This window comes from Paenibacillus sp. J31R30 (assembly GCF_059692115.1).
Window position 1 is genome coordinate 133,659 of the sequence record NZ_JCAUAV010000012.1, and the last position, 14,794, is coordinate 148,452.

General features: G+C 45.5%; 10 protein-coding genes. All 10 read left to right on the forward strand.

Features of this window, described 5'->3' with window-relative positions; genetic code table 11:
- Positions 1-12: 12 nt before the first annotated feature.
- Complete coding sequence (locus tag AC58QO_RS27680; protein WP_497271253.1) at positions 13-1,671, forward strand: sensor histidine kinase; 1,659 nt, start codon at positions 13-15, stop codon at positions 1,669-1,671.
- 173 nt (positions 1,672-1,844) lie between these two features.
- Positions 1,845-2,753 (forward strand): ABC transporter permease, encoded by a 909-nt coding sequence (locus AC58QO_RS27685; RefSeq protein WP_497271255.1) that lies wholly within the window; start codon positions 1,845-1,847, stop codon positions 2,751-2,753.
- Between the two features lie 19 nt (positions 2,754-2,772).
- On the forward strand, positions 2,773-3,657 hold the full coding sequence (locus AC58QO_RS27690; RefSeq protein WP_497271257.1) for a carbohydrate ABC transporter permease: 885 nt from the start codon (positions 2,773-2,775) through the stop codon (positions 3,655-3,657).
- A 98-nt stretch (positions 3,658-3,755) separates the two neighbouring features.
- On the forward strand, positions 3,756-5,285 hold the full coding sequence (locus tag AC58QO_RS27695) for an extracellular solute-binding protein (RefSeq protein ID WP_497271259.1): 1,530 nt from the start codon (positions 3,756-3,758) through the stop codon (positions 5,283-5,285).
- A 96-nt stretch (positions 5,286-5,381) separates the two neighbouring features.
- A complete protein-coding gene (locus tag AC58QO_RS27700; protein WP_497271261.1) occupies positions 5,382-8,357 on the forward strand; it encodes an FAD-dependent oxidoreductase in 2,976 nt (991 codons plus the stop codon).
- A 16-nt stretch (positions 8,358-8,373) separates the two neighbouring features.
- The gene (gene xylB, locus AC58QO_RS27705; protein WP_497271263.1) at positions 8,374-9,879 is read left to right on the forward strand and encodes a xylulokinase; all 1,506 of its coding nucleotides are present in this window, start codon (positions 8,374-8,376) and stop codon (positions 9,877-9,879) included.
- Between the two features lie 38 nt (positions 9,880-9,917).
- Positions 9,918-10,832, forward strand: a complete 915-nt coding sequence (locus tag AC58QO_RS27710) for a class II fructose-bisphosphate aldolase (RefSeq protein WP_497271265.1) — start codon at positions 9,918-9,920, stop codon at positions 10,830-10,832.
- Positions 10,833-11,250: 418 nt separating this feature from the next.
- Positions 11,251-11,544, forward strand: a complete 294-nt coding sequence (locus tag AC58QO_RS27715; protein WP_497271266.1) for a type I restriction-modification system subunit M N-terminal domain-containing protein — start codon at positions 11,251-11,253, stop codon at positions 11,542-11,544.
- A 40-nt stretch (positions 11,545-11,584) separates the two neighbouring features.
- On the forward strand, positions 11,585-13,306 hold the full coding sequence (locus tag AC58QO_RS27720) for a sensor histidine kinase (protein WP_497271268.1): 1,722 nt from the start codon (positions 11,585-11,587) through the stop codon (positions 13,304-13,306).
- A complete protein-coding gene (locus tag AC58QO_RS27725) occupies positions 13,303-14,790 on the forward strand; it encodes a response regulator transcription factor (RefSeq protein ID WP_497271270.1) in 1,488 nt (495 codons plus the stop codon). The genes AC58QO_RS27720 and AC58QO_RS27725 overlap by 4 nt, the downstream gene beginning before the upstream one ends.
- The last annotated feature ends 4 nt before the right edge of the window (positions 14,791-14,794 follow it).

Sequence of the window (14,794 nt, forward strand, 5' to 3'; positions counted from 1 at the left end):
TTCTATAGTTGCTTGATTATCATCTCCACCATTATCTTCGGTTACTTCGCTTATAAAGAGAATGTGTCGATCGCCGAAGAGCATTTCTCTACATTAATCTCCGGCTCTATGGAGCAGGCGGCAAGCAACCTGCAAACCATGTTCTCCGATGTGGAGAAGCAAGCCAATCTATTCTCTTACCAGCAGGTTGTCCAAACCGCCCTCAGCGATCCGACCGATAAGAAGATCGTCGAACAATATGAAGATTTCGTTCAAATAGAGAATATGATTGGCTCGTTCGAGAAAAATTACGGAATTTCTCACATTCGGCTGTTCCTCCCTATGGAACGCCGTTTTTTTGGCGATACCAACCGATATCTCATCGAACCGGAGCAGCAGACGATCGGTGGAGAAAGCGGGGATGTCTGGCGCGCTGACCCGACCACCTTTTCCTTGGTGAAGAGGATTCCCAACCTGCAGAACATGAATGAAAACTTGGCCTACGTGTCATTAGAAATAAGGGAGCCGGTGGTTCGCAACGCGTTAAGGACAGTGTCTGCAACCAAGGATAACAGTATCTATGTTATGGACGAAAGCGGCAAAATTCTGTCCTCACTGGATGACGATCATTCCGGCGAAACATCACTAAATAAAGACATGCTTGCTGCCATCCACGAAAGTAAAGCTGGAAGCATGAATGTGGTGTTGGACAAGAAGTCCAGTTTGGTTCTTTACCGTGCTGTAGACAATAAGCCATTTTATATTGTCTCAGAAATACCAATGAGGGAAGTGACTAAGCGAAGCTCATCTATTCTGCAGAAGTTTATGTTCATTGCGCTACTCGTCCTTGCATGTTCTTTCGTCATTTCGTACGTTTTCTCCAGGGGAGTCACCAAAAGGATCAAACAGCTTGCCGATGTAATGAACACGATCGAGAAAAGCCAGTTCAACGTAAAGCTTCCGGTCAACCAGATTGATGAAATAGGAATTTTGACCAAAAAATTCAATTGGATGGCGGAGCGGATTCGAGACTTGATCGAGAACGTCTACAAATCCGATTTGGAGAAAAAAGAAGCGGAGCTAAATTTGCTGCAAGCCCAAATCAATCCGCATTTTCTATATAATACCCTCGACAGCATCAATTGGTTGGCGGTAAAAATCAATGCCGCCGAGATCAGCTATATGATTCGGAATTTATCCGACTTTTTTCAGTTGAGCATGAACTTTAATAGAGAAGTGACCATCGCCGATGAAATACGACATGTAAAGGCTTACTATAATATTCAGAAGTACCGATTTGAAGATCGGATCTCGATGGAAATCGATATACCCTTCGAACTTCATGATTACAAGACCATTGGGCTTGTCCTTCAGCCGCTTGTGGAGAATGCCATGATACATGGCATTCTTCATGATTCGGATCTCAAAGGGGAAATAACGATTAGGGGCGATCTCGTGGACGGCCTCATAGTGCTCGAGGTGTCGGATAACGGTGTTGGTATTGAGGAGAATCGACTTGCTGAGGTGATGATGCAGTTGAAGGCAGCTCAAGTAAGGGACTCCAAGGGCTGCGGGCTGCGCAATGTGCATCAGCGCATCCGGTATAAGTTTGGTGAAGAATATGGACTCAACATCATCAGTGCCGAGAAGCAAGGTACCGCTTGTGTGCTCGTGTTTCCTGCAATTAAGTAATTATCTGATAAAGACAAGCATCCTCATTTTGACGTGGGGAAGCTTGTCTTTTTTATTGCGTTATTTATTTAATATATTACTTATTTTATTCATATTCTGTGCATTCTCCTTTTGAAGGAAACTTGATAAAGTGAAGGCATAGAGAAAACGCTTACACAGAAAGGGTGATCCAAGTGAAAAAGAGCCGCACAGTCGGTAGAGAAAGGTATACGGAGCTGTACTTGATTCTGGCGCCTTCTCTCCTGCTCTTGCTTATATTCAAGTATATTCCGCTCAGCGGTTTGGTCATTGCGTTTCAGGATTATAATATTTTCGACGGGATTCTTGCCAGCCCCTTTGTTGGTTTGGAGCATTTCCGCAGGCTGTTTACTAGCTCGGATTTCTACAATCTCTTAACGAATACATTGATCATTAACGCTTACAAGATGGTGTTCTGGATCCCATTGCCCGCGATATTTGCTATCTTGCTTAACGAGGTTAGAATACGGCTTTTTAAGCAGCTGGTACAAACCGTCATCTATTTGCCCCACTTCTTGTCCTGGGTAATCGTAGGCGGCATCTTCTTAAATGTCTTATCGGTAAACGGTGGAATGGTGAACGATTTCCTATTCAGCTTAGATATTAAGCCTATAAAATTTATGTATGACAATGCTTACTTCCGTCATGTCATTATCGGTTCCGCCATGTGGAAGGAAGTCGGTTGGGGCACCATCGTCTACTTAGCAGCAATAACGGCAATTAATCCGCAGATCTATGAAGCAGCCATGATTGATGGAGCGTCCAAGCTAAGGCAGATTTTGTATATCACGATACCTGGAATAGCAAGCACCATCATTCTGATGACATTATTGTCTCTAGGCAGCATATTAACCCGATCCTTTGAGCAAATTCTCGTTATGTACAATCCCGCAGTTTATGAAAGTGCGGATGTCATAGAAACGTATGTGTACCGTTACGGGATTGGGCAAATGGAATATTCATATACGACTGCGGTCGGCATATTCAGTGGTCTGATCGGCTTTATACTCATTATGTCCGCCAACATGATGTGCAGAAAATTTCTTGGCAGAAGCCTGTGGTAAGAGGAAGGAGAAGGAAACGGTGAATCATAAAGCACTATCAGCAACCGACCGATTATTCGTTGTCTGCTCCTATATAATGCTCACAATCTTTTTTCTTGTTATCTCCATCCCGATTATCAATCTGATAGCCGTCTCACTTAGCGCAGAGGTGCCGGTGACTTCGGGTGAAGTGTCACTGCTGCCGATAGGTTTTCAAACTTCCGCCTACAGCTATGTGCTCTCGGCCAAACAGTTTTTCACATCGCTTAAGGTATCTGTATTTATTGCTTTGATTGGTAGCATTGTGGGTGTGTTGTTATCCGTCACTGCGGCGTATCCATTGTCCAAGCCTAAGCTGCCAGGGCGCCGCCCCATAGTCGTAATGTTTGTGTTTACAATGATATTCAGCGGTGGAGTCATACCCCAATATTTGCTTATTAATAAGCTGCATCTGCTTGATACGGGCTGGAGTATTATCCTTCCTATGATCAACAATGTGTTTAATATGCTTATTGTCAAAAATTACTTCGAGGGTATTCCCGACGAAATCGAGGAGTCGGCTAAAATAGACGGAGCGTCGCAGTTGGTAATTCTCTTTCGGATTATGCTTCCACTGGCAGTACCGGTAATCGCCACGATCTCGCTCTTTTACATGGTAGAGTTTTGGAATGAATATTTTACAGCTCGGCTGTATATTACCTCGAAGGATCAAATGCCGCTGCAGTTGTACTTGCGAACCGTGATTTTTGAGGCGATGGATCCTTCCGGCGGGTTTACGCTGGATGGCGGGAAGCTGAAAAATATTGCTCCACAAAGCATTATTAACACCACGGTCATATTGTCCATGTTACCGATGGTACTGGTCTACCCATTCCTGCAACGATTTTATATTCAAGGCATTGTTATTGGCTCTGTGAAAGAATAATGAGTTAGGTTTCCCAATTGAACCGTCAGGCGCCGACGGCTTCAATATTGCTTTCATATAAATCACCTACGCTTATAAAAAAAGGGAGGAAACAAAATATGAAACGTACAAAATATGTAAAAAGCTTAATCGCTATATCGGTGGCAGCCTCTATGGCAGCCGGATGCGGTAAATCCGACACAGCTTCACCTGTAGCAGTCGCGACGCCAGATACGAAGTCGGCCACACCCGCACAAGAGAACAAAGTTGTGCAACTGAAATTTTTGAGCTACCTAGATAAGTTCGAACCCGAAGAAGATTACACCAAGAAGCTGATTAAAGATAAACTAGGTTATGATATTATCGGTTCCATGGGCAATGAAGACGACAAGGTCAATCTGATCTTGAGCTCCGGTCAAGAATACGACATGATCAGCTTGAAGAATGTCAACTTGCTAGGCACTTATGTGCGCAATAAGGCAATCCAGCCGTTAAACGAGGCTATTGATAAATACGGCCCGAACTTAAAAAAGGCTTTTCCAAAGGAAGCTTGGGATCTTGTTTCCTCAGAGGGCAAAATCTACGCGCTGCCGACATTTAACTACAAGGCAATTACTGATGGTATCGTCATCCGTGAGGATTGGCTAAAGAAGCTTAATATGAAGGCACCGACGACACCAGATGAGCTGTATCAAGTGCTGAAAGCGTTTAAAGAGAAGGATCCAGGCGGACTCGGCGCCAATAAAGTAATTCCGTTCTCAGCAGCTGGAGCAACCAGCTTCCTTGAAATGAACGGGTTAGCGCAAGCGTTTGGCCTTGGCCAAAACATCACCGAATTCGTCGAATCAGGCGGAAAGCTAGTTCCCGGAATTGAAACGCCAGGCGGTAAAGAGTATGTCACTTTCCTAAACAAATTGTACAGTGAAGGGCTGATGGATGCCGACTTCCCAGCCAATAAGAAGCCGCAATTGATTGAGAAGATCGGTTCGGCCACCATAGGTGCCGCATATTTAGGCGCGTTTGATTCTGCCGCAGAGAAGGCGTTGAATACGAAGGGCGGACATCTCGTTTATTTGGAGCCGCTTGAAGGCAAGGACGGCAAGCAGCGGATCACGAACACCGCTGGTTTAACCAGCTTCGTCATCGTGCCCAAGACGTCCAAGAAGCTGGATGATGTGGTAAAGTACGCGAATGCTTTTCTTGCCCCCGAGAATTACACGAAGCTTATCCTGGGTGACGAAGGAGACACATACAAAAAGCAAAACGATAAATATTATCCGATCTTCCCAGCGTTCGATAAGCTGAATAAGGGACGCTGGTTCTATCCGGTCAACGAGGAGAAAATGTATACACCGCTTTTCGGTGCCCGTGCGCGCAAAGAGCAGGAGATGGGAATGCTGTATGACGACATTAATGAGAAGAATACAAAATTCGGCTACACGGAAGCCACCAAGAATGCACCGCTGCTTCCGGCAGTTTCCAAATATGGTCAGCAGTTGAACACGTTCTCCCAAGAGAAGCTGATGAAGATGGTGCTTGATAAGAAGGAACTCGAGAAGTACGACGATTTCGTGAAGGAATGGAAGTCGAAGGGCGGCACCGAGCTTACAGAAGAGTACAATAATTGGTTTAAAAGTCAATCTAAATAAAGGAGCGGCACTCGGGGGATTTAGTTCTGCTACCCCCGAGTGTCTTTAGTATGGCAGGCTTCAAAATGATAGATATCTCGGTTTGGGGTGACTTCAGTGAAACGGAACAACAATTTATTTGACCTGCTTCATAAAACGGATGTGCTTGTGATTGGCGGAGGAATAGCCGGTGTAGCAGCTGCGCGTGCTTCCGCTCAAGCTGGTAGAACAACCTGCTTGATTGAAATGCGCACATATTTGGGTGCTGAACTGACCGCGGTCTTACGTCCATGGGCTAAGCCAGAGGAGTATCAAGAGCTTGTCGATGAAGTGGGGATTTCGGTGGAATGCGCGTCTTTCGATAAGGAGAGAGGGGAGTACATGCTCATCCCCGATCTCTTTAAAATCGGGCTTGAGGATGTGCTTATAGACAGCGGCGTTAAGTTGTTCTACGGTGTTCGCTCCATAGGCTGGAGCCGAAGTGCCGGCCGGTATTATGTGGAGGTAGCCGGTAAATTCGGCCGAAAGTATGTGGAAGCGGAAAGAGTCATTGATGCTACTGAGCAAACGGTTTTGCCATTATGCGGCGCGGGCTCGAAGCGATTTTCAGGTGAGGCAATCTCCGCCTGGCGCACGTTGGAGTGGACTGGGGTCAAAGAGGAGCTCATCGAAGATGTTTTAACTTTGCCGTCATCCATTTCTTCAACCTGCATCGTCCATAAAGGACATGCGGGAAATGGACATCTGCTTATCGAGCATGCGATGCCGTTTGATACAGCTCAACTTGGTGATCGACAGGAAGCTGAGGTGCGCGCAAGGTTCGCATCCATGGAACTGGCAAAATGGCTCCGTTTGAACCATCCTGCGTTCGAAAAGGCGAAAATTGCTTCTACATCACGCGAGTTGCGCTTTCCGGCATTGCATTGCTACTTTGGAGAGCAGTCGTTTAAGACGAATCAGGGTATCTGGTTGGCTAGCGGGTCTGCGGATTTGGATGACATAATGGCTATGGAACTGTTTCAGAATGTAGGCAAGCTTGCCAGGTTTGGCGGTAAGATTGGGGCTCTGGCGGCAGTTTTCGAGAACGAAGGCAGCGAACTTATGAATGATATTGAACCAATAAGGCTTCCGCTTCGCCGAATATCAGTTGATGTGCTGGTTGCGGGCGGCGGAACTAGCGGCGTTACAGCCGCGGTAGTATCCTCCAGGCATGGAGCGAGGACAATGTTGGTTGAAATGAACACAGACCTCGGGGGTACCGGCACCATGGGCGGTGTCGACAGCTATTGGTTTGGCCGCCGAAGCGGGTTTACTCAAATGGTTAGAGAGTGGACAGCAGCGGAGCATGAGTGGATGGGTATTCCGTGGACCGGTGAAACCGCACAAAAGTGGAACATCGAGGGGAAAATGTTTGCATTGCTAAAAGCATCACTGGAATCGAAGGTGGAGCTTTTACTAAATGCCATTGTGCTGGAAGTGCTCATTTCGGAGGATGGCGTAGTATCCGGCGTGTTGGCCGCAACACCTGACGGGGTAGTGGAGATTATCGCTAAATCGACAGTGGATGCTACCGGGGACGGTGATCTCGCCATGTTGGCGGGCGCAAATACGGTATACGGCTCGGAGAGGGAAAGTGTAACTTTGTGGTTCTCTATGGCACCAAAACCAAGTCCAGGAGTCGTAAAAAACAATTTCACAAGCACAGTTGACGTTGGCGATGCCGACGATTATACACGAGCGATTCTGTCAGCAAGAAGACGAATGATCGGGCACGATCATGTACCTTACTTGGCTCCTAGGGAGTCGCGCCATATCCAAGGACAGGTAAGGCTCACTTTAACGGACCAGCTTATACAGCGAGAATGGCCGGATGTCATCAACATAGCGTTTAGCAATAACGATATTAAAGGGCACAGCACCTCCGATTGGGTGAAAATGGGGCTCATCTCGCCAAACCTGGAAATCGAAATCCCTTATCGTGTAATGATTCCGACTGATCTTAAAGGGATACTGGTGGCAGGTAAAGCGATCTCGGTTACTCACGACGGTCTCCCAGCGGTAAGAATGCAGTCCGACCTGGAAAATTTGGGCGGCGTGGCCGGTCTGGCTGCGGCGATGTCGGCAGCAACTGGAGTGTCCCCGGGTGATTTATCCGTGAAGGAACTGCAGAAGCGTTTGGTGGAATGCGATGTGCTGCCTCCAGAGGTTTTGATCCGCAAGCTGAAGACATCCGAGCTATCCTATGAGGAAATGAGCTATTGGATCGAACAGTTGGATGACGGCCAGAAGCTGTATGACTACTCCGATATGGGATACCTGGATGTGAGGAAGGAACCGATCCCTATCGTGAAGGTATGTACGGCAGGGACGTCGATCATTCCGCTTCTTCGGAAGGAACTCGATCGCGAGGCTTCGCCCCGTCGATTGATGACTGCTCGAGGGTTAGCCTGGCATGGGGATGCAAGTGCGTTTCCGGTACTGTATGAACATATGGAGCCATTCCTTCAGGAGGAGGAGCTTCCTCCACGCAGTACCAAAATGCGTCATTCCAATTCTCCACCGGATCAGGGTGCCATGCCCGAACTGGCCTATCTATTGTACACCATGGCGATGCTCTCCGATAAGAGGGCGATTTCTGTAATGGAAATTGCATCAAGCAAGCTGAAACCGACATGGGAGAAGCTCACGGATCCGAAGCATGGCTTATTTTATTACGTTGACAGTCTTTGCGACATAGCGGAGCGCTTAGGCGATCCGGATTGTATACCGATATTGAGCAAGCTGCGCAGTGATCACCTGTTCCAGGGTAATGTAATGACGGAGCAGCTGCAGCCAGATTATTTTAAGGAACGGCAAGCTTATTTGGAGCTTGTGATCTGCCGGGCTTTAGCGCGCTGCGGGGATAAGGAAGGCCTACGATCATTAGCTGAATTCACCACGGATCGTCGTAAAATGCTCGTCCGCCATGCCCGGCAAGAGCTGGAAGCGATTACCGGCCAGCAGATGGACTCCTTTAAGGAATGGATGGCGTATATCGATAGCATACAGGAGTTGCAACCTAGACCTTGGAGTTCCGTTCGGGGTTACACATAGTAATGGAGGGGTCTGCGTGAAGGCTTTACTCGGAATCGACATAGGCACCTCAAGTGTCAAAACAGTCCTGATGAGCCCATCCGGTGAATTGTTAGGCGGTTCACAAGAGGAATATGAAATACATATCCCTCAAGAAGGCTATGCCGAGCAGCAGCCTGCCATTTGGTGGAGCGCTGTGAAGCGCACAATATCTCAGGCATTGAGTCGAGCAGGCATTAGTGGCAGAGATATTGCCGGCATCGGATTGTCGGGTCAGATGCACGGACTTGTAGCCATCGACAAGAATGGTCGGTTGCTTCGCCCGGCCATCATCTGGTGCGATCAACGCACAGTTGAACAGAAGTTGGCTTTAGATTCCCGCTGGACGAAAGAGCAGCTGGGAGAATTGGTGCAGAACGGTTCTTCTACCGGGATGCTATTGCTGTCCTTAATGTGGCTGAAGCGGTATGAGCCGCAAATTTACAGCCAAATATGGAAAGTACTTCTGCCTAAAGATTACATCCGTTACCTCCTCACTGGTGAGGTCGGAACGGACACCACCGATGCTGCCGGAACATTAGCTTTTAATGTTACTACAAAGGCCTGGTCTAACGAGCTGTTGACCGAAATGACCATAGATCCCGAGCTGTTTCCTCCAATCGGTGAACCTTGGGACGTAGCTGGCTGTGTCACAGCAATGGCAGCTGGAGAAACCCCACTTGCTGAGGGAACCGTCGTTGTCTACGGAGGGAGCGATCAGGCCATGCAGGCGATAGGAAATGGCATTATCGAACCGGGCACAATTTCTTGTACGATCGGTACCGGCGGACAGTTGCTCACGCCGCTCGATGCTCCTATCTATGATCCGTTATTGCGTACGCACACGTTCAATCATGCGCTACCGAGCCGCTGGTACATCATGGGTGCTTCCTTAAATGCAGGTCTATCGCTTAAGTGGCTTGCCTCTAATGTTGTGGGGCATACCGATTATAATACCTTAGACGAGCTTGCGGGTAGGCTGCGATCTGGTAGTGAGGGTCTCTTGTTCCTTCCGTACCTAACGGGGGAGCGTACACCTCATATGGATCCGAACGCCAGAGGGATGTTTGCTGGGTTAACCTTACGGCATGGAAACGCACATATGGCAAGGGCTGTCATGGAAGGGGTGGTCTTCTCACTCCGGGATAGTTTAGAGCTATTCAAGGGGCTTGGAATTAAAGCAGAAAAGATTGTTGCCTCGGGTGGTGGAGCACGGAGCTTGCTTTGGAAACAAATAATAGCAGATGTATTCGGCTGCGACATTTATTCAACAGAGATGAAGGAACAGGCATGCGTAGGAGCGGCCATGATGGCGGGCATCGGAGCGCACATCTATAAAGATGCCGATCACGCCCGAATGCAGGTAGTGCGATTGAACGATAGCCCGGTGCGCCCCATCCCTGGTAATGTCACGGCTTACAACCGTTACTATCCCCTGTATCGGGAGTTGTATGAGAATAATAAGGGGTTATTGGCTCGGTTGTCTGAGCTATCAACAATATAGCAGGCCATGAGATTAGATGATGAGAGGATGGGATTTTTATGGTAAGGCCACATAATGTCATTACGCTGAAGCAAGCTTTGGAGGTTGCAGAGAAGGGAGGTTATGCGCTGGGATCCTTCTCCCCGCGGTATACAGCGATGATTGCACCCGTATTGCGCGCAGGCCAGAAAGGAAACTCCCCATTAATCGTTCAAATTTCGCATAAAGAACTGGAACGGTATGGCATTACGCCAAAGCAATTTGCTGATGAGTTTTACGAACGAATTGCATCGGAGGGAATCACGGTTCCTGTAGTGCTTCACCTGGACCATACGAAGGAGCTCGGCACGATTGCAGAGGCCATCGAGGCTGGATTTACTTCCGTTATGATTGACGCCTCCGAGAAGGAGCTTGGCGAAAACATCTCTATTTCCAAAGAGGTGGCGGAATACGCGCATGCCCGTGGAGTGTCCGTCGAAGCGGAGCTCGGGATGATCGGTACTACCGATTTCATAGAAACGGATCATGACGATGAACTTTATACAAATCCGCAGGAAGCTGAGCAATTTGTCAGGGAGACTGGGGTGGACGCGCTGGCAGTGTCTTGCGGCACGGCACACGGCGTGTATATGGTTAAGGCACCTAAGATCGATTACGATCGTTTAACTGCCATCCGTAAGCTGACTCCCGTTCACCTTGTACTTCACGGCGGCTCGGGTGTGCCTGCGGAAATGATGGGAAATGCAATTAATCTACCCGGAGGTGGGGTGAGCAAGGTTAATATTGCTACAGACTTGGAGCTGGCTCTGCTTGGGGCTCTCGGAAGGACGGAACGAATGACGAATCTATCTTGCTCCGCCCTGCCGTCTGAACAGCTGCAGCTAGGTCAAGCAGCAGTAGAGCAGATGGTGAACGATAAAATTCGCAACTTTGTACGCAGCAACGAGCATGCCCAAGACTATTCGTTTGTATGAATCCAAAGCTAACGCAGTAATGCCCGGCGATATAATCGTGCTATCGGGAAATGCGTTCCGAGAACAGTCGATCATATTACTAAAACGATTCCTAGTAGCAATAATCCGTATGAAGATGACTTCTCAATTCTAAAAGAGGTCATCTTTCTTTTGTAAATTTATGAGAGTTGAATAAGATGTAGTGAATGGTTTACAAGAAGTACTTCATAACCTATTTGTATTTCATTTTTTCACCCCAAAATACCACTTCGAAACTTAATTTGTGAATCTATTTTATAAGAAAAGCCAGCAAACCCTTGAGTTTGCTGGCTTCTTTCACTTCAAAACTTATTTGTCACCCAACATTGTTTATCGGGTGACAAATAAGTTTTGAAGTAGACAATAAAGTTTTGAAGTAACAAACAAAGGTGCCTGAGACATGCATCATATGGCAATTAAAAAATCGCAATTATATAGCTCACTTTGGTCAAGTTATGATGAGCTAAAAGGGAGTATGGATGCCAGCCAGTATAAGGTTTATGTGCTGGTCATGCTTTTCATTAAATATGTCATTGACAAATACGCTGGCGAACCTTTTGATCCTATTACTGTACCCGAGGGTGCAAGTTTCAAAGACATTGATGTTAAAGGGCTGCGCAATATCTCGATCCCTACTTGCCTTCGTTATGTGGCTAGTGGGGATTTTTATTTAGATACTGCTTCTATGTTATGATCCGTTTGTGCTAACATAGTTCATAAAAAAGGAGGACTCCATGTTCAAAACTTTATTTAGCTTTCGCAACAAAATACTGTTGATCATTTTATTCATTGGGGTCGTACCTATCTCGGTAACCGGAATTTTATCAAATTATAAATTCAATCATCTTCTGGAAAACCAAGCTGCAGAAATTACACTAAAGGCTTTGCAGCAAAGCGAAGGCTATTTAAGTATGTACTTATCGGAAATTGAGCAGATCGGCATATTTGTTACCACGAACGATCAAATATTGAACATCCTGAAAAAAGACAAGCTTACTTCAACCTATGATAAAGTCGTGGATGCCAATGAAGTAAGAAACGTATTGAATCAATACTCAAGAACACGTACGGATATTGAAAGAATAGATATCCTAGGTTTCAACGGATTCTATTATTCAGGCGGATATTCCAATAACAGTCTTGATACAACTGAGCCATGGGTGCAGGAAGTTATCAAACGAAATGGAATGCCATATTGGTATGCGATTCAAGATGGCGAATTCATGGTCTATTCCAGGATGATCACAAGCAATAAATTTAATGAAACATTGGGTATCATCCGTATTGTCATTCCTAGCTATCGGCTTGAATCGGTGTTGAATAAATTCCAACCAATGGACACAGGTTTCCTTTTACTAATTGATCGCAACCATAATCCAATTATCGGTAGAAATCAAGATGTCAAAGAGCTGACGCAGACGCTGGTGTTCGACAATTCGGAGAAGAACAGATACAAGACGTTTAATGGGAATCAGATGTTTGTTACGCAATATATACTGAAAAAAACGGATTGGATGTTCGTATCCGCGGTGCCAATGGAAGAAATTTTGCAAGGCACATCACAGATTCAAAATTACTTCTTAAATACGGTTATTATCATCTTGCTAATTACGATAACTATTGCGATATGGACGACACAGCGTTTTACAAGACCAATCAAACAATTCATTAACCTTATGCAGGACGTGGAGAAAAACAACTTCAAATCCAGGATGGAGGTCACGTCAAAAGATGAAATTGGCCAACTGGCTATCAGTTATAACAGGATGGTGCAGCGGGTAAATAGCTTAATCAATGAGGTCTATGAGCAACAGATTCTAAAAAATGAAGCAGAATGGAACGCGTTGCAAGCGCAGATTAATCCTCATTTTCTATATAATACACTGGATTCCATTAACTGGATTGCAAGGTCGCATAAGATAACTGATATTGTTAATATGGTTACAGCTTTGTCTAAGTTGTTTAAGCTTTCTTTATCGAAAACAGATAAACTGATTACGGTTGAAGAGGAGCTATTGTATATAAGGTATTATTCACAGATACAAGAAACCCGTTTCTCCGATAGAATTCGCATTATTGTGGATGTTCCCGAATCGCTTATGCAGTACAGAATTCCTAGGTTTATTTTGCAGCCTCTAGTTGAGAATTCAATCGTACACGGGCTAGAACGGAAGGAAGGATCGGGGCAAGTAGACATTAAAGGCGCAGAATCCGGGGAAAAAATCTTTTTCATCATTCAAGATAACGGTGTGGGCATTCCAGATCATAAATTGAAAACGCTTCTGGCAATGGACAACAATGACCACAAACATGTAGGTTTATCTAACGTGGATGAAAGAATCAAAATTCTTTACGGCGAAGAATGGGGCTTGAAGATTGATAGTATAGAAAAAGAAGGAACAATTGTAGAAGTTTGGCTTAAGAAGGACATGCTAAAGGAGGGAACCTCTGAATGACCTACCATATCCTTATCGTAGACGATGAACCGATTGTCAGGAATGGGTTGCAAAATTTTGAGTGGGAAAATTATGGATTCGAATGCGTGGGTGCCTGCGAGAATGGCAGAGAAGCACTGGAGTGGTTAAACCACAATGCTGTAGAGGTCGTTCTGACAGATATAAAGATGCCGGGAATCGACGGGGTTGAGCTTAGCAGGCAAATTCAAGAACGCTATCCCGATATTTTTGTCATATTATTGACCGGATATAACGAATTCACTTATGCGCAGCAGGCGATTAAGTCGGGTGTATTCGATTATCTGTTGAAGCCTGCAGAGGATTCTGATTTTGAGAAGGTGTTGGCCAAATGTACGCAAAAGCTGCGTGAAAGAGATAAAAGCAATAAGATATTATCCGTACTATCCCATCATTTCTTGTTAAGAAATCAGCTCAATGAATCTCATCTGTCTGAAGATGTACGGGAAATGGTCGATCAGCAGCTTTCTATTCGGCAGGATCATCCCTTCAAGCTCATCTTGATCTATTTGGAAGAAGAAGGCTCAGAAATCAGCATAGAGTTTGATCATTGGCATTTTGTTCGAATTAGTAAGAGAGAGTGGGTTTCCTTAGTTTCGAATGAAGTTATCGATTCCTTGCTTAGTTCGTTGATTGAACATGAGATTCAATTCAATGTTGGGATCAGCTCACTAAAAACCAGCAATGAGGACGTTCCTGAAGCTTTCTCGGAAGCGAATAAAGCATTGAAGAAAAAATTCCTATTGCCTGACGAACAAATATTTCAATATAGGGATCATTTCGATGAGGTGAATGATTGGAAAAACGTATCAGATATCATTAAAAAAATCATCCTCGTGTCCAATCGGATAAATGTGCTGAATCCTAGTAAAATAGAGGAGCAGTTATCGGATATTGTGAGAGAAATTGAGACGAAAGAGATTTCAGAGAAACATATCAAGCAATTGCTTACGTATCTGATTTCAGCCTTAGAGACAGAATTAGTTAAGTTATCCTTCTTCAATATGGAAAGGTGGCATGCAGAGAAAACGAATTTCATGCACTTGATTCATACAGCAGACCGGTTTGAAACCATCAAAATAAGCTTGGTATCCGAAATTTCCCGTTTGATTCAGGAAGTGAATAACGATAACACCCGCATCAAAGAGTCTACTAAGCTGGGTGAGGTGCTTGAATACATCCATCAGAATTATCCCCTGGTGCTGTCTTTGGACTTGATCTCCGAGCAGTTCGATATGCATCCCAACTTCTTTTCGAAATGGTTCAAAGAAAATAAGGGCATGAATTTTATTGATTATGCGTCGAGATATCGGATTGATAAATCCAAGGAATTGCTGGAGCAAACCGATATGAAAACGAGCCAAATTGCTGAAAGTGTTGGGATTGCGGATGCAAGGTATTTCGGTCAAGTATTTAAAAAGCTAGTCGGGCTGACTCCATCTGAATATAGAGCACTCTTTAAGTAATCCG